Below are 24545 nucleotides of genomic sequence, written 5' to 3' on the forward strand. Positions count from 1 at the left end.
GATGGTTTCCTCGAAGTTCAGGCGCCCGCGGCCACGGTCTGGCCGGCGACGGGGCGCCAGCGCAGCAGATGGTCCTCGACCATCGACACCGCCGTATCGAGCAGAAGAGCGAACACGGTCAGCACCAGAATGCCCGCGATCACCGAGTTGATATCGAATACGCCTTCGGCCAGCAGAATCAGATATCCGACGCCCTTTTCCGATCCCAGATACTCGCCGACGACGCTGCCCACGAAGGCGATGCCGATCGCGTTATGCAGGCTCGAGAAGACCCAGCTTGTCGCCGAAGGCAGATACACATGCCGCAGTAGCTGGCGCGAATTGGCGCCCAGCATGCGGGTGTTGGACAACACCGTCGGGCTGACCTCGCGCACGCCCTGATAGACGTTGAAGAACACCACGAAGAACACCAGCGTGACGCCGAGCGCCACCTTCGACCAGATGCCGAGGCCGAACCAGAGCGCGAAGATCGGCGCGAAGATCAGGCGCGGCATCGAATTCATGGCCTTGATGAACGGATCGAACACCACCGCGAGAAACGGGTTGAGCGCCAGCCACAGACCGAACGCCAGGCCGAACGCCGTGCCGATCGCGAACGCCAGCATGGTTTCGACCAGCGTCGTGTAGAGATGGCGAAACACCGAACCCGTCACGAACCAGTCGACGATGCGCAGCGCCACGCCGACCGGATCGCCGAAGAAAAACGGCGACAGCCATTTCTGACCGGTGCCGAGCCACCACAGGAACAGAACACCGAACAGGATGGCCAGCCGGGCGACCAGCACCGTGAATCGATTGTTGGGGTCAAACACGGTTGCGCGCATAGCTTTTCAGTACCTCGCCTCGAAGCACGTCCCAGATCTGGGTGTGCAGTTGCAGGAAACGCTGCGTCATGCGGATCTCCGACATTTCGCGCGGCCGCTCGAGATCGATCTCGAACTCGGCGATAGGCCGCGTACCGGGCCCCGCCGACAGCACGATGACGCGGTCCGACAACGAGATCGCCTCTTCCAGATCGTGAGTCACGAACATCACCGACTTGCGATCGTAGGACCACAGTTGCAGCAGCTCGTTTTCCATCAGATGCCGGGTCTGGATATCGAGCGCGCTGAATGGCTCGTCCATCAGGATGATGCGAGGGTTCAGCGCCAGCGCCTGCGCGAGGCCCGCACGCTTGCGCATGCCTCCGGAGAGCTGGTGCGGGTATTTCTTGCCGTGCCCGTGCAGACCCACGCGCTTTAACCAGTCGTGCGCCACGCTCAGCGCCTCTTCGCGTGGCGTGCCGCGAAAGATCAAACCCATCGCGATGTTTTCTTCGGCCGTCTTCCACGGCATGAGCGCGTCGACCTGGAACAGATAGGCGGCCTGCCTGTTCAGGCCGTTCGTCAATTTCTCGCCGAACACGCTCAGGCTGCCGGAAGAAGGCCGGGTCAGTCCGGCCGCCACATTCAGCAGCGTGGACTTGCCGCAGCCCGTGGGCCCGACGATCGAGACGAACTCTCCATCGCCGATCGTCAGGTTCCCCCCGGCAATGGCGGTGTAGGTCTGCGCGTTCTTGCCGTTGCCCGCGAAAGTGCATGTCACATTGTCGAAGCGCAGGGCTTCGCGCCGCGCGGCTTGTCCGCTATCGAGCGGGATGGCGCAGGTCGCGGTGCTCATGGCTGGATCTCCGCGGCCTTCCTGACGAACCGGTTGTCATAGGTCGAGGCGAGGTCGATCTTGGCCGATGCCACGGTCGGATCGAACGCCGCCAGCACGTCGCGCACGGTCTGCGCGCCCTTGGCCGTGATCTCCCCGTTCTGCGCGATACAGCGGCGGCTGTTCGTGAAGGCCTCGGCATAGAGCGCCTTGTTGTCGCCCAGAAACTCGGGAGGCACATTGTCCGCGACCTGCTCCGGCGTGGCCTTGGCGATCCACTTCTCGGCCCGCACGATCGCATTGGCGACGGCCTGCACCGTCTTCGGGTTCTTGTTGACGAAGTCCTGCGTCGCGAACAGGCTCGATTCAGGGTAGTCGGAGCCGAACACCTTGACGTTGCCGTCGGCGGTGCGCATGTTCTCCAGCGGCTTGAGGCTGCCGTCCTTGACGAGAATCGTGGCGCTCGGATCATTGACGATCAGCGCGTCGATCTGTCCCGCCCGCACCGCCGCCACCGCTCCCGCCGCCTGCCCCACGCCGATGATCGACACATCCGAAGACTGAAGTCCCGCCTTGTGCAGGATGTAGTTGACGGCCATGTGCGTGCTGGAACCCGGCGCGCTCACACCGATGCGCATGCCCTTCAGATCCTTCGGCGATTTGACTTCGGCCTGGCGTTTCTGGGAAACCCCGAAGATCCAGCCGGGACAGATGACCTGCGCCGCCACCACCACCAGATGCTGGCCCTTGGTCGCCATCGTGATGGTGTTCGAATAGGCGCCCGCCACCATGTCGGAGCTGCCGCCAAGAAGCGCCTCCAGCGTCTTCGAGCCTCCGGAGAAGGCGGCGATGGTCACATCGAGTCCTTCGTCCTTGAAGTAGCCGCGCGTCTTCGCGACGAGCATGGGCAGATAGGTGATGCCTGTCGAAGCCGCCGCGATGTGCAGGTCCGGCTTCTCGGGCACATCCTTGGCCACGGCCGTGGCGGAACCGAAGGCAAGCCCGAACGCTGCGCACAGCGCAATGCCAAGTTTCAGCTTCATGATCGTCTCCTCCCTTTCGCGGGATTTTCTGGTGCAACGAACTGCCTGGGATGACCGGGCCTCATGCCGAACCCGGTCCGCCTGATGCGATCCGGCTAGGCCGCCTGCCTGTGAAGCGCCTCGACCACCGCATCGCCCATGTCACGGGTGCCGACGCATTGCGTGCCGTCCTGGCGGATATCGGCGGTGCGGTAGCCTGCGGCCAGCACCGCGCGTACAGCCTGTTCGACGCGGCTCGCCGCATCGTCCATCTCGAAGCTCTCGCGCAGCATCATCGCGAGCGACAGGATGGCGGCGAGCGGATTGGCCACGTCCTTGCCGGCGATGTCCGGCGCCGAACCGTGCACCGGCTCGTACAGCCCCTTGCGCTCGTAACCCAGCGAGGCCGAAGGCAGCATGCCGATCGAACCGGTCAGCATCGCGGCGGCGTCCGAGAGAATATCGCCGAACAGGTTGCCCGTGACGATCACGTCGAACTGTTTGGGCCGGCGCATCAGCATCATCGCGGCGGCGTCCACGAAGAGATGGCTCAGCTCGACGTCCGGGTAATCCTGTCCGACACGCGTGACAACCTCGCGCCACAACTGGCTCGCCTCCAGCACGTTCGCCTTGTCCACCGAGCACAGCTTGTGATGACGACGGCGCGCCGCCCGGAACGCGGCATGCGCGACCCGCTCGACCTCGGATTCGGAGTAACGCATCGTGTTGAAACCCACCCGCTCGCCCGCCTGATTGGTTTCGAAGCCGCGCGGCTGGCCGAAATAGGCGTCGCCGTTCAACTCGCGCACGATCACGATGTCCAGCCCGTCGACCACTTCGGGCCGCAAGGTCGAAGCGCCGATGAGCTCCGGGAACATGTAGGCCGGGCGGAAATTTGCGTAAAGGGTCAGCGCTTCGCGCAACTGCAGCAGGCCGGTGCCGGGACGGCGTTCGCGCTCGATCGCGGCTTCATCGGCCACGCCTACCGCGCCGAACAGGATGGCATCGGCCTTGCGCGCCATCGCGAGCGTGGGCTCGGGCAGCGGCACGCCATGCGCCTGAATGCCCGCCTCGCCGATGGGCGCCTCCTGAGTCTCGGCCTGCGGCGCCACGACCCGCAGCACCTTGAGCGCCTGCGCCACCACTTCGGGACCGATACCATCACCGGGCATGACTGCAATCTTCATCTGTACTTCTCCTTGGTCGATTTCAGGAAGCGCGCGCCTTCAAAAGTCTCCGGCACGATTGCGCTCGAAAGCATCGATGCGGTCCCGATGCGAAAGCGTGTAGTCGATCTCGTCCATCCCGCGCAGCAGACACTCCTTTGCGAAGGGCTCCATGTCGAAGGCATGGGACGAACCGTCGGGCAAGGTCGCGGTCTGCGCGGGCAGATCGATGGCGATGCGGCTGCCGGGACTGGCCGACAGCGTCTCCAAGAGCGGCAGGACCACGGCCTCCGGCAACACGATGGGCAGCAGTCCGTTCTTCAGGCAGTTGATGAAAAAGATGTCGCCGAAGCTCGGGGCGATCGCCGCGCGGAAACCGTAGTCGTAGAGCGCCCAGACCGCATGCTCGCGTGATGAGCCGCAACCGAAGTTATGGTTGGCGACGACGATGCGCGACTCGCGAAAAGGCGTCCTGTTGAGCACGAAGTCCGGCTGTTCCGCGCCGTCCGGGCCGAAGCGCAGCGCGCGAAAGAGGAACTGGCCGAAATCGTCGGAGCGGGGTTTTTGCAGGTAGCGCGCCGGCAGGATCTGATCGGTATCGCAGTTGATGGCGACGATCGGCGCCGCCACTGCGTCGAGGTGCGTGAGGCTTTCCATGTCAGGCTCCCAGGAGGCGGCGCACATCGGTCAGGCGGCCGGTCACCGCGGCCGCAGCCGCCATCGCCGGGCTCATCAGATGCGTGCGCACGCCGGGCCCCTGACGGCCCACGAAATTGCGGTTCGACGTGGACGCGCAGCGCTGCCCCGGCGCGGCGATATCGCCGTTGGTCGCGAGGCACATCGAACAGCCGGGGAAGCGCCACTGAAAGCCCGCGTCCTTGAACACGCGGTCGAGCCCTTCGGCCTCCGCCTGCGTGCGCACCTCGTGCGAGCCCGGCACCACCCACGCCTCGACGCCGGGCGCGATGTGGCGGCCACGCGCGACCTCCGCTGCGCTGCGCATGTCCTCGATGCGCCCGTTGGTGCACGAGCCGATGAACACCCTGTCGATCGCCACGCCTTCCAGCGCTTCGTCCGGGGCCAGTCCCATGTAGTCGAGCGCCCGCGACATCGCGGCGCGCAGATCGGGATCGGGCTGCATCGCGGGATCGGGCACGCGGCGGTCGATGGCGCAGGCATATTCGGGCGTCGTGCCCCAGGTCACCATCGGGGCGATGGCGGCCACGTCGATGTGCACCTCGCGATCGAACGTCGCGCCGGGGTCGGAGAACAAGGTGCGCCAGTGCGTCATCGCGCGGTCCCACGCATCGCCCGTGGGCGCGTAGGGACGCCCGTCGAGATAGGCGAACGTGGTTTCGTCCGGCGCGATCATGCCCGCGCGACCGCCAGCCTCGATGGTCATGTTGCACAGCGTGAGCCGCCCTTCCATCGACAAGCCCGCGATCGCGGAGCCGGCATATTCGATCACGTGGCCCACCGCCCCGGCCACGCCGATCCGCGCGATCACGGCCAGGATCAGGTCTTTCGCGGTGACGCCCGCACCCGGCTCGCCGTCGAGGGTGACGCGCATGTTCCGCGACTTGCGCTGCCACAGGCATTGCGTGGCGAGCACATGGGCCACTTCGGTCGCACCGATGCCGAACGCGAGCGCGCCCATTGCTCCGTGCGTCGACGTGTGGCTATCGGCGCAGACGACGGTCATGCCCGGCAGGCTCAGCCCCTGCTCGGGTCCGACGACATGCACGATGCCGCGTCGCGGATCGTTCATATCGAACAGGGTGATGCGCGACTCGGCCGTGTCGCGTTGCAGCGCTTCGATCATGGCGCGCCGTTCCGGATCGGCGACTGCCGCGATGTCGTTTGCCGTGCTGGAAACGTAGTGGTCGGCCGTGCCGAAGATGCGCTCGGGCGAGCGAGGTTTGAGCCCGCGCTGGCGCATCAGGTCGAATGACTGCGCGGTGACGTCGTGGATGAAATGCCGGTCGATGAATAGCAGATCCTGTCCATCGTCGCGGGACATCACGCGGTGACTGTCCCAGATCTTGTCGTAAAGCGTCCGCGGACCATCGCTTTTCTGGTCGAGTTGCATTGCTTCGTCTCGCTCCATCGATCTGCCGGCTGCGGCAAGCGCGGGTATGCGCTTTCGCAATCGGTTGTGGTTTGCGAGCATCATGGACCAGGCGAGCGCGGTTGTTCGTGGTCTTTTGGAAAGGCACCATCGCCGATCGCGATGACGATGTATCGCGCCGCGCATGCGCTGTCGCCTTCACATTGTTCTCGATGCGAGAATTGTGGTTTGCGCTATCGGGCCATTCCCCTATCCCGTCGGATTGGTCATGATCCTTCTATCGCATCGCAGCATGCGGTGCACGACATCAATCCCCATACGCGGAGAAGGAAGCATGACAAAGCAGGCGTTTATCGCGGTCGATATTCAGAACGACTACTTTCCGGGAGGCAAGTGGATTCTCGACGGAGTCGATGCTGCCGCTGACAATGCGGCCGCCGTGCTCGCGCAGGCACGAAAGAACGGCGACCTCGTCGTTCATATCCGACATGAGACTCTGGCGAAAGACGCGCCGTTCTTCGTGCCGGATACCGAAGGCGCGCAACTTCATCCGAAGGCGGCGAGTCTTCCGGGCGAGCGAGTGATCCTGAAACACCACATGAATCCGTTTCGCGAGACCGACCTTCAGCACGTGTTGAAGGCGAATGGTATCGAAGAGGTTGTCGTGGTCGGGAACATGAGCCACATGTGCATCGACGCGGTCACGCGTCATTCGGTGGACCTGGGCTATGCGACCACCGTGATCCACGATGCCTGCGCGACGCACGATCTCGAATTCGATGGCGTGCATGTCCCGGCAGCGCACGTGCATGCGGCCTTCATGGCGGCGCTGCGTTTCGGGTATGCGAAGTTGATGTCGGCGAAAGAGTTCACGCGCTGACCAATCCGGGCGTAGCCCTTCAGGCTGCGGGCGCACGCAAGGGCGCGGCAGGAACGACCGTCTCGATACGGCCGGTCTTGACGTCGTAGACGAGCCCCGACACCATCAGGCTGTCCGGCAAGTCCTTGTTCGCCCTGAGTGCTGCAACGTCGAGCGCGACTGCTTCGTATGGCTTAGTAATGGCGAGATCGTCGAGCGCGTCCGTTTCGACGCCGAGATGCTTTGCAAGTAAAGCCGGCGCATGCCTGTGACAACCGATGATCCCGCAGTCCGTATGCTGGAGCAGAACCAGATTGCGGGCGCCGTCCGGACGTCCGGCCGCTTTCGCGACGACGGCAAGCACCGCCAGCGTTTCGAGCAGCGGCTTGTTGACCCGGCCGCCGACATTGCGAATCACTGCCGCTTCGCCTTGCTTCAAACCCAGCACGTGCACCGGATCGACGCGAGGATCGACGCAACCGACGATCACCGTTCCGGTCGACGGCATCATCTTGAGTTCGGCCGAAAAGGCCGTATCGGCGAACTCGGCGTTGCGCTCGAGCATGACATCGTTGAAGTCCATTCTGCTCACTCCAAGTTGTTCGGGCGAAGCCGCCCGATTGATTTCGTTTCGGCCATCGATACGCGCTCGCAGGAGCGCATGGCGCGTCAGGCGGAAATTTCCAGGTCCACGGACGACGCCTCTGCCGGCGCGTGCAATGAACGTTCGATGACGTGCGTCTTCGGCGCCCGGTCGATCACGAGCCCGAGCACATCGGGGCGGCTGTAGTGACCGCGCGAGTCCATCATGCGTTTGCGCTTGTCGATCTGCCAGAAGTCCAGATCCGCGATGATCTCGCCCTCTCCTTCACGCAGCGGCGCGCCGCCCATGAACTCGCCGTCCGGCGACACGATCGCGGTGAAACAGCCGCTCGAAATCGGGCCGATCTGCGACGTATTCGTATCGAGCAGAATCTGCTGTTGCTGTTCGGGCGTCAGCCACGCCGTCGCGTTGACCACGAACGCGCCTGCTTCGAGCGCGTGCTGACGAATGTTGACGGAGATCTGCTCCGAGAACAGATCGCCGGCGAATGAGCCGGGATACATGGCCGAATGGATTTCCTCGCCATCCGCCATCAGCGCGTAACGTGCGAGCGGGTTGTAGTGTTCCCAGCAGGCAAGCTGACCTACGCGGCCGACGGCGGTATCGACCGCGCGCAAGCCCGAGCCGTCGCCCATCCCCCAGACCATTCGCTCGTGATAAGTCGGCGAGAGTTTGCGACGGCGCTGCACCAGCGTGCCATCGGCATCGAACAGCAACTGGGTGTTGTAGAGCGTGCGCCCGTCGCGCTCGTTGACGCCGATCGACACCACCATCCCCGCCTGTCGCGCTGCTTCGCCGATCGCGCGGGTCGTCTCCGACGGGACCGTCACTGCCTGATCGAGCAACTTGTAATGCTCGGCGCCCATGGCGAAAGGAGATTCGATAAACGAGAAATACGGGTAGTAGGGAACGACGGTTTCGGGGAAGGTGGCGAACTGGACGCCCTGCCGGCCGAGTTCCAGAATTTTCTGGACGACCTTGGCGACAGTGCCTTCGCGGCTATAGAGAACGGGGGCGATCTGCACGGCTGCGGCCCGGATGATTTTCGACATGACGTCGTTCCTTGGCGGTTGAAGAAGTGCCTATACCTTAGCGCCGCGAGCCATTAGCATGTATGTCGTTGTTGCCACCATTCGTGCCATCCGTCGCGTGGGCGCGAGTCGCGATCGGGCTCGCTGGCAACCGCGTCCGGATCACGAAAGGCAGGAGTGGATATGCATCGGATCGGCTTCATCGTGCCGCAAAGATTTCAGCTGATGAGTCTCGCCGCGCTCACCACGTTCGAGCTTGCGAACATGCCGCCGCGAGGCCCGTGCTATGACATTCGCCTGCTGTCCGAACACGGCGGACCCGTCGTATCGTCCGGCGGAATGACGCTGCAAACCACGGCATTCGAAGAGACGGCATTCGATACGGTCATCGTGGGCTCGATCACCGAGATGCGGATTCCGCCATTCGATCCGGCCGTCATCGCGTTCGTGAAAGAGGCCGCGAAAGCGTCGAGACGCATAGCCTCCATCTGTAGCGGCGCATTCGTGCTTGCCGAGGCGGGACTTCTGAACGGCCGGCGCGCGACGATGCATTGGGCGCATGCGTCCGAGTTCCGGGCACGTTTCCCCAATGTCGTCACGGAAGAGGATCGCATCTTCATCAACGACGGTCCGATCTGGACCTCGGCGGGCATGACAGCCGGTATCGACCTTGCGCTGGCCCTGCTCGATAACGACCTCGGTCCCGATGCCGCGAAGCTGGTCGCGAGGCTTCTCGTCATGAATCAGCGCCGGCTGGGCGGGCAGATGCAACACTCGGCTTTGCTCGACATGACGCCGAAGTCGGATCGAATCGAACTGGTCCTGGCGCACATACGGCGCAACCTGCGCAATCCGCTCACCATCGACGAACTCGCGGATGTCGCCAACCTCAGCCCCCGGCAGTTCAGCCGCGCGTTTCTGGCCGAAACCGGTCAATCGCCGGCGAAGGCGGTCGAACAGCTTCGGCTGGAAGCGGCAAGATTCATGATCGAGCAAGGCCGGCATACGATCAACGTCGTTGCTCAGGAGACGGGCTTTGCGGACAGGGAGCGTATGCGTCGCGCGTTCGTTCGGACCTACGGTGTGCCCGCCGATGTGCTGCGCAGGAACGCGCGACGGGAAATAGTCGCGGATGCCTGAATCCGGACGCGCTCAGCCGCGAAGATTTTCCTCGCAATCGTCCCAGTATCGAAGCGGGTCATGATGGTCCGGATAGCGCTGGTCGAGCCACGCTTCGAGTCTGGGCCAATCCGGATGATTGACACCCGTGCGCGCCGACCAGGTCGAAGAGCGCTCGAGAATCCGGCCGTTCCCGCGATCGCGAACCAGCACGCTGCCGAGTCCGTTCGAGCTGTTTGCCTGCGATTCGATGAGATAGCGCGGCAGGATTCTGAGCTCGGCATCCTTGGCCCAGCCGAATACGCCGCGGACCACGCCGGACGGATCCCGCAATTCGATGGGGCCGTTTTTCGGGCGAACCGCGGTCCATCCGTCGGGAAAATCGGCGACGACCTCGTCTTTGGTCTCCCTCACCCACTTCACGCGCCACGCTCGCGTGACCGCTTCGCGCAGGCGAGCCACCGACGCGTAGCCCGCAGGCAACTCGATGGCTATCGGAAGGGTGATCAGGCTGTCCTTCCAGAGGGCGGATTCGTCCTCGACGCGTTTGACGACGTCGGACGCAGCCGGTCCGAAAGGATTCTCGGGCCGGCTCGACACTTTCGCATTCGACGGGGGCAGCCCCTCGAAAAGGCGCTCGGCATCCTGACGGGTCAGTTTCGTCTTTCCCTTATTCATGGTCGTTTGGTGGCAAGGTTGGATCTGCCCGAACGTGCACGCGTCTCTTTGCTGTAAAGCGGTCTGTTCGAGCGATGGATGATGGCGCGCGTTTATCAATCATCTCACGATCCCCCTCGGACCGAACACCTGCGCGCGGCTTGTTCCGCCGGTGACGAGCCAAATCGAAATCTTTCGTTGCCTCTTCCTTGAAATCAGCCTATAACCATCCATATGGATGGTACCCGGAAGGCAAGAGGACTATATGGCAAAAGAACCGGTCGATCGCTCCCGAGGCAGCGATACCGAAAAAATCACGATCAATCTCGGCCCGATCGACCTGGGCCAGATCGATTTGCTTGTGGAGGAAGGCTTTTACTCGAACCGGACCGATCTCATCCGGACGGCAATCCGCAACCAGTTGTCCATTCACGCGCCGGTGGTCAAGGACACCGTGACGCGACGCGAACTGGTGCTGGGCCTCCAGTACTTTTCCAAGCAGGACCTCGAAGCGGCGCGCGCCGCCAATCAGCGGCTCAAGATCCAGGTGCTGGGTCTTGCCAGCATCGCCAGCGACGTATCGCCCGAACTCGCGCTGGCAACGATCGACTCGATCCTGGTTCGCGGCGCGCTGCATGCATCACCGGCAGTCAAGGCTGCGCTGGCGGATCGCATCCGATAGCGGCCTCACCCAATACTCGGCAATGGAAAACATGAAACTCAACGAAGGCTTTCTCGACTCGATGAAAGAGGCGTTTGCGCTCTTTCGCAAGAATGATCCCGCCGCGGCGGCTGAAATCGTGAAGCGCGCCATGCACGTCGAGCAGACGAACGTGGCACGCACGCACAACGACGCCGATATCGGTATCGACATCGACAAGGCGCGAACGCGCTTCACCGATGTCTTTCGCGCCCGGCGCCCCTCGCAGCCCGCTCGAACAGATTCCGATGTGCAGGATCGCGGGCACTTCAGCACCCGACTCTATGCGAACGGCGCGGGTCAACGCAGCTACAAGCTTTACGTGCCGAGCAGCTATCGCGACGAGCCGCTGCCGCTCGTCGTCATGCTGCACGGATGCACGCAGGACGCCGACGATTTCGCAGCGGGCACGCAGATGAACGCGCTCGCCGAAACTCACGGCTTCATGGTCGCGTATCCGATTCAACCGCAAGGCGCGAATCCGTCCAGGTGCTGGAACTGGTTCAAGCCGTCGGATCAGCAACGCGATCAGGGCGAGCCGTCGCTGATAGCGGGCATCACGAGCGAGATCATGACGCAACACAACGTGGACCCTAAGCGTGTGTATGTGGCAGGCCTGTCGGCAGGCGGCGCGATGGCGGCAGTCATGGCGCAGCGCTATCCCGATCTGTATGCGGCGGCGGGCGTCCACTCGGGCCTGCCTGTCGGATGCGCACACGATCTGCCGTCCGCGCTCGCGGCCATGCGCGGCGGCAAGGCCAAGCCGAAGGCCGCAACATCGACATCCCGATGCCCGCTGATCGTCTTTCACGGCGATGCCGACACGACAGTGCATCCCGTCAACGGGACCGAACTGTTGCGCGGATTCACGCCGAGCGAAGCCGAAGCGGGACACCGCTCATCCACCGATGGCGGCGCACGCAAGCACGCAGTCCAGCGCATGAAATCGCCTGAAGGCACGCCCGCGGAATTGTGGACCATTCACGGCGCGCCTCATGCGTGGTCGGGCGGTTCGTCGAACGGCAGTTATACGGACCCCACCGGACCGAATGCCAGCGCGGAGATGGTGCGCTTCTTCCTTGCGCATCCTCGCGGTCACTGAGGCACGAGAGCCCGGATCGGCATTGATAACCGGCGCACATCAATCGTTCCAAAAATAGCACTTATCGTGTCGCGAGGTTCGGGCGAGTATTCGGCAAACAATAAATCGCCCGAACACCGTAAGCCAAGAATATCTGGAGACACCTCGATGCACCCTTCCCCTACGCCCCTCGCTTCCACCCAATCGAAGGCATCCGCCGTGCTGCGCGTGACGGCAGGCAACTTCCTCGAACAGTTCGACTTCTTCCTTTTCGGCTTCTACGCCACGCAGATAGCCTCCGTCTTTTTCCCGGCGGGAAGCGAGTTCGCCTCGCTGATGATGACCTTCGCGGTGTTCGGCGCCGGCTTCCTGATGCGGCCGCTGGGCGCGATCATCCTCGGCGCGTATATCGACGAGGTCGGCCGGCGCAAGGGCCTGATCGTCACCCTGTCGATCATGGCGGCCGGCACCATCCTGATCGCGATCGTCCCCGGTTATGCGTCGATCGGACTCTTTGCGCCGGCGCTGGTTCTGATCGGCCGCCTGCTGCAGGGCTTCTCGGCGGGCGCGGAACTGGGCGGCGTATCGGTCTATCTTGCCGAAATGGCGACGCCCGGACGCAAGGGCTTCTTCACGAGCTGGCAATCCGCCAGCCAGCAAGTGGCGATCGTGGTCGCGGCGGCGCTCGGTTTCGCGCTCAACCAATGGCTCGACACGGCGACGATCGCCGCGTGGGGATGGCGCGTGCCGTTCTTCGTCGGCTGCATGATCGTGCCGTTCATTTTCATTCTGCGGCGCAATCTCGAGGAAACGCGGGAATACAAGCAGCGCCAGCATCGTCCGGGCATGAAGGAAGTCTTCGCCACGCTCGCGCAAAACTGGACTGTCGTGATCGCCGGCGTCCTGATGGTCGCGATGACCACCACGAGCTTCTATCTGATCACGGTGTACGCCCCGACCTTCGGCAAGACGGTCCTGCATCTGAGCACCGCCGACAGCCTGCTCGTCACGCTGTGCGTGGGTATCTCCAACTTCATCTGGCTGCCGATCGGCGGTGCGCTGTCGGACCGGATCGGTCGCCGCCCGCTCCTTCTCGCGATGACGATTCTGGCGATCGCGACCGCCTATCCCGCGCTGTCGCTGCTTGCCCACGCGCCGAGCTTCGTCAACATGCTGCTCGTGCTGTTGTGGCTCTCGTTCATGTACGGCATGTACAACGGCGCGATGGTCGTCGCGCTCACCGAAGTGATGCCGGTCGAAGTGCGGGTCGCCGGATTCTCGCTCGCCTACAGCCTCGCGACGGCGGTCTTCGGCGGATTCACGCCTGTCATCTCGACCGCGCTGATTCACATGACCGGCGACAAGGCCGCGCCCGGCTACTGGATGAGCTTCGCGGCCGTGTGCGGGCTCGCTGCGACGCTGATGCTGTTTCGGCGCCGTCCTGTGGCGTTGCAAGTGGCGTCCTGACATATCGGATGCGTTCGAACATGAAATCCATCCTGCTGAAATGCTGCACCGCCGCGCTGCTCGGCGGCGCCGTCGCGGCGGCAAACGTACAGGCCGCCGATCTGCATGTGATGAGCTCCGGCGGGTTCACCGCGGCGTACAAATTGCTCGGCCCGAAGTTCGCGGCATCGACGGGCAATACGCTCGATACCGCGCTCGGCCCGTCGATGGGCAAGTCGCCGGAAGCCATTCCGAACCGTCTTCAGCGCGGCGAGCCTGCCGATGTCGTGATCATGGTCGGCTACGCGCTCGACGACCTGATCAGGCAGGGCAAGGTCATCCCCGGTTCGCGCGTCGAACTCGCGGATTCGCGCATCGGCATGGTCGTGCGCGACGGAGCGCCCAAGCCCGACATCGGGTCCGAGGCGGCGCTCAGGGAGACCTTGCTGCATGCCCGGTCGATCGCTTACTCGGACAGCGCGAGCGGCGTCTATATCGAGCGCGAGTTGTTCAGGCGGCTCGGCATCGAGGACCAGGTGAAGGCCAAGGCGAAAATGATTTCGAAGATCCCGGTGGCGTCGGTGGTTGCGACCGGCGACTGCGAAGTGGGCTTTCAGCAGGTGAGCGAACTGCTGCCGGTGAAGGGCGCGGCGTACGTCGGCAAGATTCCGGAGTCGGTGCAATCCGTCACGCGCTTTGCGGCGGGCATACCGGTCGGCGCACAGCATCCGAAGGAGGCGAAAGCGCTGCTCGACTATCTCGCGTCGCCCGCCGTGCAGCCCGAGGTGACATCGACCGGGCTCGATTCCGTCGCCACGCATTGAGACGACGGCAACGATTCAGCCCGGCAGGTCGGCGGGCTGATCGAGCGGTTCTTCCGGCTCGCGCGCAACGCTCAACGCTTTCTTCAGACGCGCCCGGTCACGGGCGCGCTCCCACATCGATACGAAGATCACCGCGCAGGCGTTGCTGATCACGCTCGTCAGGGCGCGCGCCTCGGACATGAAGCGATCGATGCCGACCAGGAGCGCGACACCCGCCAGCGGCAGATCGGGGACGACGGCGAGCGTGGCGACGAGCGCGACCAGCCCGCTGCCCGATACGCCCGCCGCGCCCTTCGACGTGAACAGCATGACCGCGAGCATCGTCGCGATCTGGCCAGCGGAGAGTTGTACGTCGCACGCCTGGGCGATGAACATCGTAGCGAGCGTCAGGTAGATCGCCGTGCCGTCGAGATTGAACGAATAGCCGGCGGGCAGCACGAGACCGACGATCCCTTTGTCGCAGCCCAGCGCTTCCAGCTTGACGATGAGGCGCGGCAACACCGGTGTCGTCGACGATGTCGCGAGCACGATGACGAGTTCCTCGCGCATGTAGCGCAGCAGCCGCCACAGCGAGAAGCCATGCAGGCGCGCGAGCGGCCCGAGCACGCACACGATGAACAGCAGGCATGCCGCATAGAACGTCACCATCAGCATGCCGAGCGAGCCAATCGATCGGATTCCGAAGCGGCCTACCGTGAACGCCATCGCGCCGAATGCGCCGGCGGCCGCGAGCCGCATGATCAGCGCGAGGATGCGAAACAGCACGTGCGCGATGCCGTCGATGAATTCCTGTACCCGCTGCCCGGCGCTCTGGCTGGCGTTCAATGCGAAGCCGAACAGCAGCGCGAGCAACAGGACCGGCAGCACTTCGCCTTTCTCGAAAGCGCCGACGAACGTCTTCGGAATCACATGCAGCGCGAATTCGACGATCCCGCGCGGCTGCGTGCGCGGCGAATACTGCGCCAGAACGGCGGCGTCGAGATGGCGTGGATCGATGTGCAATCCGGCACCGGGTTGCAGCGCGAACGCCGTCGCGAGGCCCAGAAGGAGCGCGGCGACGGTGAGGAAGTAGAACAACGCCAGCGCTTTCAGGATGGTCCGGCCGATTGTCGATCCGCTCGACAGCGACGTGATGCCGGTGACGATCGTGCAGAAGACGATCGGCGCGATCATCATGCGTACCAGCGCGACGAACGCATCGCCGAGCGGTTTGAGCGCCGCGCCGGCCTGTGGCCAGAAGTGGCCGACGGTCATGCCGAGCCCCATGCCGAGCAGTACCTGTACGTACAGCAGATTGAAGGGCCTTGGCAGGTTCACTTCGAGGTCTTCTTCGCCGCACGGCCCATGCCGCTGCGTTTCGTTTCGAGGATCATCTGATAGAACTGTTGCGCGGCCGGCGCGAGCGGGCGTCCCCGCCGCCTGACGATGCCCACCCGCCGCGTCACGACCGGATCGACGAGCGGGACGCTCGTGAGAATCGGATGGTCACGCATGGGCATCGCCATCGACGGCACGGCCGCTACACCCAGTCCCGCTTCGATCAGGCCGAGCATGGTGGTGACATGGCGAGTCTCGCACACGCTCGGCGCGGCCGGCGACACGCTGGTCAACGCCTGATCCAGCAGCAGACGATTGCCGGAAGTCTTGTCGACGGAAACGTATTCGTGTTCATAAAGCTCATTCCAGGACACGCGTGTCTTTTGCCAGCGGATGATCGCGACGGCACGCGGCGACGAACCGTTCCTGCAGCAGGACCTTGAACTCGACCTCGGTTTCCTGGCTGCCCATGAAGCTGACGCCGAAATCGGCTTCACCGCTGATGACCGAGCCAAGCACTTCGTTGGCGCTCGAATCGAGCAGCTTGATCCGGATCCGCGGATAGCGGCTGTGATAGGCGGCCACGACGCTCGGCAGAAAATAGTAGGCAACCGACGGCACGCACGCGATGGTCACGTGACCGAGGCGGCTGCTGGAGACGTCGCGGATGCCGAGCAATGCGACATCGAGATCGTCGAGAAGCTGTTCCGCGCTGTGGGCGAACACGCGGCCCACGGTGGTGAGCATCACGCTGCGGGTGGTCCGTTCGAAGAGCCGCACGCCGAGCGCCGCCTCGAGCTTCTCGATGCGCCGGCTCAGCGCCGGTTGAGAAATGCTGACGGCCTCCGCTGCCTTGCGAAAGCTGCCTGTCTCGACGACGGCTCGAAACGCCTGCAAATCGTTCAGGTCGAAATTAACGCCCACAAGCCATCCTCGCAATTCACGTGCGCGTATTTTGCATCATGCCGACGGGCGTGCCTATCGAAGCGGCAGCGCTCAAGCGTTAGCCCGCGATTTGGCGGCACAATGGTCGTCACGTCAGCCGCGGGTCGCTTTAGAATCTGTTTCTGAACGTCGAATTCGTAATTCAAAGGAGGCAAACGTGCCAGGGTTACTTCCCGATGTGGACCGCGAGGGGCTCCTCGAATATTCGGTCGTCTACACAGACCGATCGATCAATCACATGTCGCAGCTCTTTCAAGGCGTCATGCGCGACATCTCCGATGCCCTGAAAAAAGTCTACAACGCGAAGTCGGCCGTTGTCGTCCCGGGCAGCGGGACTTTTGGCATGGAAGCCGTCGCGCGTCAGTTCGCGACGAACAAGAAGTGTCTGGTCATCCGCAACGGCTGGTTCAGTTTCCGCTGGTCGCAGATTTTCGACATGGGCGGCATTCCGGCGGAATCGATCGTTCTGAAAGCGCGTCCGGTCGCTGAAGGGAGGCAGGCTGCCTATGCACCGCCTCCGGTCGAAGAGGTAGTCGCGGCGATCAGGGAAAACAAGCCGGATCTGGTGTTTGCGCCGCATGTCGAAACCGCATCCGGGATGATGCTGCCCGACGCCTATTTGCGCGCGGTGTCCGACGCGGTTCATGACGTGGGTGGAATGTTCGTGCTGGATTGCATCGCTTCCGGCACGGTATGGGTCGATATGCAGGCGAGTGGCATCGATATCCTGATCAGCGCGCCGCAAAAGGGATGGAGCGCGTCACCCTGCTGCGCACTGGTCATGCTCGGCCCGCTCGCCCGCGAGAGAATCGATTCGACGACCAGCACCAGCTTCGCCTGCGACCTTCGCAAGTGGCTCCAAATCATGGAAGCCTACGAGAACAACGGCTTCGCGTATCACGCCACGATGCCCACGGACGGCCTCACGATTCTGCGTGACGTCATGAAGGAGACGGAAGCATACGGCTTCGACAAAGTGAGAACGGAACAGCTCGAACTCGGCAAGCGCGTTCGCTCGCTGCTGGCCGAGAAAGGCTTCAAGAGCGTGGCGGCCGATGGCTTCGAGGCGCCGGGCGTGGTGGTCTGCTACACGGACGATGACGGCATCCGGTCCGGCAAGAAGTTTGCGGATGCCGGCTTGCAGATCGCGGCCGGCGTTCCGCTTCAATGCGACGAGCCCGCGGATTTCAAGACCTTCCGCATCGGACTGTTCGGGCTGGACAAACTGCATGACGTCGAAGGTTCCGTGGACAGGCTTGTCAAGGCACTGGACCGTATTGTTTAACCTGCTGGACAAGAGACGGTTCTCGAACGAGAACCGTCCAGTCCAACGACCTACTTCGCGAGAACGATGTGTGTGGCTCGCTCCGTCGGAACATGCTCGATCGTCCGATATCCCAGCGCGCGCAGATCGAGTCCGCTGAAAAGCGATTCCCCCTGGCCGAGCGCCACCGGCGCGAACGCGAGGTGAATTTCATCCACGTGGCCGGCCTGAATGTATTGCTTCACCGTTTCGGCGCCGCCGCCAATCTTGATGTCCTTTTCGCCTGCCGCTTCGCGCGCCTTTTGCAGCGCAACCTCGATGCCTTCCGAGACGAAATGAAATGTCGTGCCGCCCAGCATCTCGATCGGCGGACGCGGGTAATGAGTCAGCACGAAGGTCGGCGCATGATAAGGCGGATTATCGCCCCACCATCCTTTCCATTCCTCGTCCGGCCATTCGCCGCGAACGGGTCCGAACATGTTGCGGCCGAGAATGAAGGCACCGAAGCCATCCATTGCGCGTCGCGCGAAGCTGTCATCTAGGCCCGTGTCGCCATCGTCTTTTCCCTGCATCTGACGAAACGTCCGCGTCGGGAAAAACCATTGAAAGAGCTCCGCGCCTCGCACACCCAGCGGATTATCCAGGCTCTGATCGGTGCCCGCCGCGAAGCCATCGAGCGAAACACTGAAGCCGGCCACTTTTACCTTGGTCATTCTTATCTCCGTAGCTGCTGTGAATCTTCATGACACGAAATCCGCACCGGCGGATTTTCCTACACGCGCTCACTTTACTACCGACGCTCCCTCGTTTTGTCACAACGCATAGTGAGCCCCGGTTGCGGGTAAACGCCCATTTGACCGCCCGATCCGATGACTTACTGTATCGATACACTAAATCGATACAGTCGCGCCGCCCCGAGGTGTCGCACTGAACCCGTCCGCCCGCGCTCGGAGCGGCATCCAGGAGACAACACCATGCATTCGATTTCCCGGCGACGATTCCTTCAAACGGCCTCGGCGGCCTCGCTCGCGGCGGCGGGAGCCGGCTTTCCCGCGATCGTGCGGGCCCAGCCCAGTGTCGCATTGCGGCTCTCGTCATCGATGCCGCCCAACGAAAACGCCGCGCACTACGTGTGGTATCAGAACCTCGCCGCGAACCTGAAGGCGAGCGTCGGCGACCAGATTCGCATCGACTATTTCCCGAACAACCAGCTCGGCAAGGAAAGCGACGTCGTCCAGCAGGTGAAGGTCGGCGCGGTCGACATGATGGTCACCGGCTCGTCGATCTGGGCGACCGTGCTGCCGGAACTCGGCATGCTCGATCTCGGCTACGTGTTCGACAACTTCGACCATGTCGGCCGCGCGATGGATGGCACCGTCGGCAAGTCGTTCGACACCATGCTGCAACAGCGCGCGGGCTGCTCGGTGCTCACGTGGGGCTATTCGTTCGGCGCGCGCAACGTGTTCACGAAGAAGCCCACGCAATCGCTCGCCGATATCAAGGGCGTGAAGCTGCGCGTGTTGCCCACGCCCGCCTTCATGGAGACCTTCAAGCTGATGGGCGCGGTTCCGACGCCGATTCCCATCGGCGAGCTGTATATGGCCGCGCAAACAGGTGTCGTCGATGGCTTCGAGCACGACTGCGCGACCGTGCTCGCGAGCAAGTACGACGAAGTCGTGAAGTCGTGCTGGCAGACGCAGCACGTCTTCAGCCCGCTCGTCGTCGCGATGGGCCGCCGCGCGCTCGCGAAGATTCCGGAGAACCTGCGCCCCGCGTTTCAGAAGGCGGCGCAGGACGCGACCGCGAAGCAGCGCGTCGCGGCCATCCAGACGGCGGCCAGCGCCGAGCAGGAGCTGAAAAAGCGCGGCATGACGTTCTATCCGATGTCGAAGGCCGACCGCGACACCGCGCGCGGCGAGATGCAGTCGCAGTTGTATGCGAGCTTCTCGAAGCAGTATCCCGCGACCGCGCCGCTCTTCACCGCCATCGCCGCCACGCGCGGCTAACGAGGCAGGCACACCATGACCACTTTCTCCGCGACGCCCGGACCGGAGGCGCAACTCGCCGCGCCGGGCTTCGGCCATGAGACCGTGCTCGCGCGCGGCCTCGTGCGCCTCATGCACTGGATCGAATACCTGTGCGCGGCCGTGCTGGCGGCCGACGTGCTCGTCGTGTTCCTCTCCGTGATCTACCGCTATTTTCTGCACGATCCGTTCGACTGGGCCGAGGAAGTCGCCGGCGCGCTGATGATCGTGCTGGTGTTCTTCGGCGCCGCCACGGTGCTGGGGCGCAGTCAGCATGTCGGCGTCGATCTGTTTCGCGGGATGCTGCCCAGGCGCTGGCAGAACCCGCTCGTGCATGTCGGACACTGGGTGATCGCGGGCGTCGCGGGGAATCTGTGCGTGTCGTCGTGCCTGCTGCTGATCGATTCCTATGGACAGATGACGCCGAGCGGCCTGCCCGCGTGGATCAACGTCTATCCGCTCGTGATCGGCAGCGTCTTCATGACGGTGTTCGCGCTCGCCAACGCCGTCAACGGCGCGCGCAAGACCGTGCTCGGCACGCTGATCGGCTGCGTGCTGCTCGCGGCGGCGGTGTTCGCGTGGAACGCGTTCGTGCCCGGTCACGCGCTCAGGCCCGGCTTCCTGCTGATGGCCGGCTTCATAGGCGGACTCGTGCTCGGCGTGCCGATCGGCTTCGTGCTCGCGTTTTCGGCGCTGCTGTACTTCCTTGCGGAGCCGTCCCTGCCGATGCTCGTCTATTCACAGCAGGTGATGGCGGGCACCGATCACTTCGTGCTGCTCGCGATTCCGTTCTTCGTGCTCGCCGGCCTGCTGATGGAAACCAATGGCATGTCCTCGCGCCTGATCGAACTCCTGCTGCGGATGTTCGGACGCGTGCGCGGCGGCCTCGGTCTCATCACGATCATGGCGACCGCGTTCTTCTCGGGCGTGTCCGGTTCGAAGCTCGCGGATATCGCGGCGGTCGGCGGTGTCGTGATGCCGGCCGTGCGCCAGAGCAAGGAAGACCCGAACGAAGCCGCCGCGTTGCTCGCCTGCAGCGCCGTGATGGCGGAAACCATTCCGCCGTGCGTGAACATGATCATCATGGGCTTCGTCGCGAACATCTCGATCGCGGGGCTGTTTCTCGCGGGCGTCGTGCCGGCTGCGGTGCTGGCGGTGGCGCTGGCGATCGTCGCGGTGATCTTCGGACGCCGCATCAATCTCGCCGATGCGCTCACCAACCCGCGCGCGTGGATGCCGCTCGCCGGCGGCGCGCTGGTCGCGCTCGTGATGATCACGATGATTGGCAAGGGCGTGACCTCGGGTATCGCGACATCGACGGAAGTGTCCGCGTTCGCCGTGGTCTATGCGCTCGTCGTCGGCTGGCTGGCGTTTCGCGAACTCACGCCGAAATCGGTCGCGCGCGTGTTCGTGCGCTCGGCGTCGATGGCGAGCAGCATTCTGTTCATCGTGGCGGCGGCGTCGAGCGTGTCGTTCGCGCTGACCATCGAGCAGATTCCCGCGCTCGTGTCCGATTCGATGATCGCCTTCGCGCATCAATACGGCCCGACGATGTTCCTGCTGCTGTCCGTGCTGATCATGATCGTGTTCGGCGCGGTGCTGGAAGGCGCGCCCGCGCTCATCATCTTCGGCCCGCTGCTCACGCCGATCGCGACGCAGCTCGGCATCAACCCGCTGCATTTCGGCACGGTGATCGTCGTCGCGATGGGCCTCGGCCTCTTCGCGCCGCCGGTCGGCCTCGGCCTGTTCGCGACCTGCGCGATCACGGGCACGGAAATGAAAGCGGTGGCGCGTCCTATGCTCAAATACCTCCTGGTGCTGTGCGTCGCACTGGTGGTGCTGATTCTGGTGCCGTCGTTTTCGTTGTGGTTGCCGACCCGGCTCGGCCTGTAGCCGGCAGAAGCAAAACCTTATGAGCACCATTCAGGATGTCGCCCGCGAGGCCGGTGTGTCCGTCAGCACGGTATCCAACGTGCTCAACGGCCGCACCGACCAGATGCGCCAGGAAACGCTCGCGCGCGTGCAGGCCGCGATGAGCGCGCTGCAATACCGGCCGAGCACGCTCGCGCGTCAGTTGAAGACGGGGCAGACGCCGCTGATCGGACTTTTGGTGCCATCGATCGCCAATCCGATGTACGGCTATATCGCGCGCGAAGTCGAAACCTGCGCGCAGGAGCGCTACGGCTATCGCGTGATGATCGGCAATACGTATCGCGATCCGGCGAAGGAAGCGTCGTTCTTCGAAGACCTGCTGTCGCAAGGCGTGCGGCGCGTGATCGTGATCTCGTCGCTCGCGAACGAGCGCCATCTGGAAACCGCCGTCGAGCGCGGCATGGTCGTCGTCAGCTACGACCGCCGCGCGACCGAAGGCGAGACCACGCGCGTCGAGCACGTCACGCCGGACAATTTCGAGGCGGCGAGAATCGCGACGCGGCATCTGATCGCGCACGGTCACACGCGGCTCGCCTTCGCCACGCTGACCGGCATGACGATGAGCCGCCGCGACAAGATCGACGGCTTTCTTTCGGCGGCGAAGGAAGCCGGCCTGTCGAAAGACGCGCGCGTGCTCGACAGCGGCCCGGTGAACGAATACGGCGATTCGATGATCGCCGAGAACGGCCGCGCACTCGCGCGTCTGCTGGCCAAAGACGATGCGCGTCCGACGGGCGTCGTCGCCGTCAACGATCTGATGGCGCTCGGCCTGATGGCGGGCTTGCGCGAATGCGGCTTGCGCGTGCCCGAAGACGTGTCGATCGTCGGCATGGACGGGCATTTCCTCGCGGCGATCTCGAACCCGGCGCTGACCACCGTCCAGCTTCCGGTGCCCGCGATGGCCGCCGCGATGGTCGAACGCGCGATGCGTCCGCACGACGAACCGATGCCCGCATCGGAACAAGCGCTTTTCACGGATATCACGCTGGTCGAGCGCGAGTCGGTCGCGCGGCCCGCGAAGCAATTCAGGACGAGGATATGAACAAGGTTTTCGTGAGTCATCCCCGGCACATGCTGGACCATTACTTCGGCGCGCGCGCATCGGCTGCGCTCGCGCGCTTCGCCGACGTCGCGTACAACGCCGAAGATCGCGAACTGACGACCGAAGAACTTGCCGACGCCGCGCGCGATGCCGATGTCATCATCGCGTACCGGCAGACGCCCGCGCCGCGCGCATTGTTCGAGGCGCTGCCCAAGCTCGCCGCCTTCGTGCGCTGCGCGGTGGATATCCGCACCGTCGATGTCGATGCCGCCAGCGAAATGGGCGTGCTCGTCACGCAGGCGAGCGCGGGCTTCGTGCCGTCCGTATCCGAATGGGTGATCGGCGCGATGCTCGATCTCGCGCGCGGCACGACCGCGTATGCCGAGGGGTATCACCGCCACGAAGCGCCCGTGCCGAAGATGGGCCGCGAGTTGCGCGGCAGCACGTTCGGCGTGATCGGCTACGGGCAGATTGCGCGTTATCTGTGCGATCTCGCGCTGGCGTTCGGCATGCGCGTGCTCGTGTCCGATCCGTACGCGACAGTCGACGATGCCCGCGTGCATCACGTGCGCTTCGACGACTTGCTCGCGCAGTCCGACTTCGTCGTGTGTCTCGCGCCCGCCAATGCGCAGACCGCGAATCTCATGAACGCGCAAAGCTTCGCCGCGATGAAACCCGGCGCGTACTTCATCAACGCCGCGCGAGGCGAACTCGTCGACGATGACGCGTTGCTCGCCGCTTTGGAGCGTGGTCATCTGGCGGGCTGCGCGCTCGATGTGGGCCGCGCCGCCGATCAGATGCCCGCGCCGAAGCTCGCCGCGCATCCGCGCGTGATCGCCGCGCCGCATATCGGCGGACTGACGCCGGGCGCGATCGAGCATCAGTCGATGGAAACGGTCGCGCAGACCGAAGCGCTGTTTCAGGGCCGCGTGCCGGCCGGCGCGGTGAATGCGGCGCATGCGTTTCGCCTTTCGGGTTTCGACTTGCAGGCGGCCGCGCGATGAACATCGAAGGCGCCTGCGATTGCCACATTCACGTGTACGAGAAGGGTTATCCGCTGGCCGCGAGCGCGACGTTCACGCCGCCGCCCGCGCCTGCCTCTGCCTATCGGGACGTGCAGCGCGCGCTGGGCTTCTCGCGCGCGATCGTCGTGCAGCCGACGGGATACGGTTTCGATAACCGCTGCACGCTCGCGGCCATCGCGCAGTTCGGCGACGGCGCGCGCGGCATCGCGGTCGTGCCGCCCGACGTCGGCGATGACGAACTCCAGCGTCTGCACGATGCGGGCATACGCGGCGTGCGATTCATGATGCTTCCGGGCGGCGTGCTGCCGTGGGATGCGCTCGTGGACATGTCGGCGCGCATCGCGCCGCTCGGCTGGAATGTGAATCTTCAGCTCGACGGCCACACGCTGCCGCAGCACGAAGCGATGCTCGCGCGCTTGCCGTCGAAGCTCGTGATCGATCATCTCGGCAAGTTTCTCGCGCCGGTCACGCCGGAAAGCGCCGGGTTCGCGTCGTTGTGCCGTCTGCTCGACGGGCCGCGTTGCTGGATCAAGCTGTCCGCGCCGTATGAAAGTTCGCGCGACGGCGCGCCCGGTTTCGATGACGTGTCGTGGCTCGTTCGCACGATTTCGACGCGATTTCCCGAGCGCGGCGTGTGGGCATCGAACTGGCCGCACCCCAACGTCAAGCCTGTTCCCGACGACGCGCGCATGCTCGACTGGGCGATGCGGCTCGTGGAAACGGACGAGACTCGCCGCAAGATACTCGTCGATAATCCAGCGGCGTTGTACGGCTTCTGATC

General features: G+C 64.0%; 23 protein-coding genes and 1 pseudogene. 12 read left to right on the plus strand and 12 right to left on the minus strand.

Translation table 11 applies throughout. The annotated features are described in order from the left end of the window. Positions 1-17 precede the first annotated feature (17 nt). From ACEN42_RS35620 to leuC, 6 genes are all read right to left on the minus strand, one after another. Positions 18-824 carry an ABC transporter permease gene (locus ACEN42_RS35620; protein WP_187603094.1) on the minus strand — a complete coding sequence of 269 codons (807 nt, stop codon included), beginning with the start codon at positions 822-824 and terminating at the stop codon, positions 18-20. After that, positions 805-1659 carry an ABC transporter ATP-binding protein gene (locus ACEN42_RS35625; RefSeq protein ID WP_371882363.1) on the minus strand — a complete coding sequence of 285 codons (855 nt, stop codon included), beginning with the start codon at positions 1657-1659 and terminating at the stop codon, positions 805-807. Before ACEN42_RS35625 ends, ACEN42_RS35620 begins: the two co-directional genes overlap by 20 nt. Then, complete coding sequence (locus ACEN42_RS35630) at positions 1656-2681, minus strand: ABC transporter substrate-binding protein (RefSeq protein WP_187603093.1); 1026 nt, start codon at positions 2679-2681, stop codon at positions 1656-1658. The genes ACEN42_RS35625 and ACEN42_RS35630 overlap by 4 nt, the downstream gene beginning before the upstream one ends. Before the next feature lie 95 nt (positions 2682-2776). Further along, complete coding sequence (leuB, locus tag ACEN42_RS35635; protein WP_238286826.1) at positions 2777-3847, minus strand: 3-isopropylmalate dehydrogenase; 1071 nt, start codon at positions 3845-3847, stop codon at positions 2777-2779. Positions 3848-3886: 39 nt separating this feature from the next. Continuing rightward, positions 3887-4483, minus strand: coding sequence for a 3-isopropylmalate dehydratase small subunit (gene leuD / locus ACEN42_RS35640; RefSeq protein WP_309885552.1), 597 nt, complete (start codon positions 4481-4483; stop codon positions 3887-3889). A 1-nt stretch (position 4484) separates the two neighbouring features. Beyond that, positions 4485-5915 carry a 3-isopropylmalate dehydratase large subunit gene (leuC, locus tag ACEN42_RS35645; protein WP_371882364.1) on the minus strand — a complete coding sequence of 477 codons (1431 nt, stop codon included), beginning with the start codon at positions 5913-5915 and terminating at the stop codon, positions 4485-4487. 313 nt (positions 5916-6228) lie between these two features. On the opposite strand from leuC, the gene ACEN42_RS35650 reads away from it, so the two are divergent. Next, positions 6229-6774, plus strand: a complete 546-nt coding sequence (locus tag ACEN42_RS35650) for a cysteine hydrolase family protein (protein WP_371882365.1) — start codon at positions 6229-6231, stop codon at positions 6772-6774. Positions 6775-6793: 19 nt separating this feature from the next. Here ACEN42_RS35650 and ACEN42_RS35655 read toward each other — a convergent pair whose 3' ends face one another. Then, positions 6794-7336: a carbonic anhydrase gene (locus tag ACEN42_RS35655; protein WP_371882366.1), complete on the minus strand. Its 543-nt coding sequence runs from the start codon at positions 7334-7336 to the stop codon at positions 6794-6796. An 86-nt stretch (positions 7337-7422) separates the two neighbouring features. Further along, the gene (locus tag ACEN42_RS35660; protein ID WP_371882367.1) at positions 7423-8409 is read right to left on the minus strand and encodes a nitrilase-related carbon-nitrogen hydrolase; all 987 of its coding nucleotides are present in this window, start codon (positions 8407-8409) and stop codon (positions 7423-7425) included. 162 nt (positions 8410-8571) lie between these two features. Between ACEN42_RS35660 and ACEN42_RS35665 the strand changes: the two genes are divergently transcribed. Next, a complete protein-coding gene (locus ACEN42_RS35665) occupies positions 8572-9528 on the plus strand; it encodes a GlxA family transcriptional regulator (protein ID WP_371882368.1) in 957 nt (318 codons plus the stop codon). 12 nt (positions 9529-9540) lie between these two features. Here the strand turns inward: ACEN42_RS35665 and ACEN42_RS35670 are convergent, their stop codons facing one another. After that, a complete protein-coding gene (locus tag ACEN42_RS35670; protein ID WP_371882369.1) occupies positions 9541-10185 on the minus strand; it encodes a hypothetical protein in 645 nt (214 codons plus the stop codon). Positions 10186-10429: 244 nt separating this feature from the next. Here ACEN42_RS35670 and ACEN42_RS35675 point away from each other — a divergent pair, with 244 nt between their 5' ends. The 4 genes from ACEN42_RS35675 to ACEN42_RS35690 all read left to right on the plus strand — a co-directional run bounded on the left by ACEN42_RS35675 (position 10430) and on the right by ACEN42_RS35690 (position 14215). Further along, positions 10430-10846 carry a CopG family transcriptional regulator gene (locus ACEN42_RS35675; RefSeq protein WP_035499960.1) on the plus strand — a complete coding sequence of 139 codons (417 nt, stop codon included), beginning with the start codon at positions 10430-10432 and terminating at the stop codon, positions 10844-10846. Between the two features lie 31 nt (positions 10847-10877). Then, positions 10878-11966, plus strand: coding sequence for a PHB depolymerase family esterase (locus ACEN42_RS35680; RefSeq protein WP_371882370.1), 1089 nt, complete (start codon positions 10878-10880; stop codon positions 11964-11966). Between the two features lie 147 nt (positions 11967-12113). After that, positions 12114-13412, plus strand: a complete 1299-nt coding sequence (locus ACEN42_RS35685) for an MFS transporter (protein WP_371882371.1) — start codon at positions 12114-12116, stop codon at positions 13410-13412. A 20-nt stretch (positions 13413-13432) separates the two neighbouring features. Then, a complete protein-coding gene (locus tag ACEN42_RS35690; RefSeq protein WP_371882372.1) occupies positions 13433-14215 on the plus strand; it encodes a substrate-binding domain-containing protein in 783 nt (260 codons plus the stop codon). A gap of 15 nt (positions 14216-14230) precedes the next feature. Here the strand turns inward: ACEN42_RS35690 and dctA are convergent, their stop codons facing one another. Both dctA and ACEN42_RS35700 read right to left on the minus strand, forming a co-directional pair. Beyond that, positions 14231-15532: a C4-dicarboxylate transporter DctA gene (gene dctA / locus ACEN42_RS35695; protein WP_371882373.1), complete on the minus strand. Its 1302-nt coding sequence runs from the start codon at positions 15530-15532 to the stop codon at positions 14231-14233. Further along, positions 15529-16456, minus strand: a pseudogene (locus tag ACEN42_RS35700) (LysR family transcriptional regulator). The gene dctA and the pseudogene ACEN42_RS35700 overlap by 4 nt, the downstream one beginning before the upstream one ends. Before the next feature lie 178 nt (positions 16457-16634). On the opposite strand from ACEN42_RS35700, the gene ACEN42_RS35705 reads away from it, so the two are divergent. Then, entirely contained in the window at positions 16635-17762 is a 1128-nt protein-coding gene (locus ACEN42_RS35705; protein WP_371883236.1) for an aminotransferase class V-fold PLP-dependent enzyme, read from the plus strand. Positions 17763-17812: 50 nt separating this feature from the next. On the opposite strand, the gene ACEN42_RS35710 is transcribed toward ACEN42_RS35705, so the two are convergent. Further along, the gene (locus ACEN42_RS35710; RefSeq protein WP_371882374.1) at positions 17813-18454 is read right to left on the minus strand and encodes a dihydrofolate reductase family protein; all 642 of its coding nucleotides are present in this window, start codon (positions 18452-18454) and stop codon (positions 17813-17815) included. Between the two features lie 261 nt (positions 18455-18715). Between ACEN42_RS35710 and ACEN42_RS35715 the strand changes: the two genes are divergently transcribed. Genes ACEN42_RS35715 through ACEN42_RS35735 form a run of 5 tightly spaced genes read left to right on the plus strand, consistent with a single transcriptional unit; the run spans position 18716 to position 24543 of the window. After that, a complete protein-coding gene (locus ACEN42_RS35715) occupies positions 18716-19747 on the plus strand; it encodes a TRAP transporter substrate-binding protein (RefSeq protein ID WP_238286784.1) in 1032 nt (343 codons plus the stop codon). A 15-nt stretch (positions 19748-19762) separates the two neighbouring features. Beyond that, positions 19763-21658, plus strand: a complete 1896-nt coding sequence (locus ACEN42_RS35720) for a TRAP transporter large permease subunit (protein WP_371882375.1) — start codon at positions 19763-19765, stop codon at positions 21656-21658. Positions 21659-21677: 19 nt separating this feature from the next. Further along, positions 21678-22739, plus strand: coding sequence for a LacI family DNA-binding transcriptional regulator (locus ACEN42_RS35725; protein ID WP_238214198.1), 1062 nt, complete (start codon positions 21678-21680; stop codon positions 22737-22739). Continuing rightward, positions 22736-23743: a hydroxyacid dehydrogenase gene (locus ACEN42_RS35730; RefSeq protein ID WP_371882376.1), complete on the plus strand. Its 1008-nt coding sequence runs from the start codon at positions 22736-22738 to the stop codon at positions 23741-23743. The genes ACEN42_RS35725 and ACEN42_RS35730 overlap by 4 nt, the downstream gene beginning before the upstream one ends. Next, positions 23740-24543, plus strand: a complete 804-nt coding sequence (locus ACEN42_RS35735) for an amidohydrolase (protein ID WP_371882377.1) — start codon at positions 23740-23742, stop codon at positions 24541-24543. The genes ACEN42_RS35730 and ACEN42_RS35735 overlap by 4 nt, the downstream gene beginning before the upstream one ends. The last annotated feature ends 2 nt before the right edge of the window (positions 24544-24545 follow it).

The organism is Caballeronia sp. S22, assembly GCF_964261745.1.
GTDB lineage: Bacteria > Pseudomonadota > Gammaproteobacteria > Burkholderiales > Burkholderiaceae > Caballeronia > Caballeronia jiangsuensis.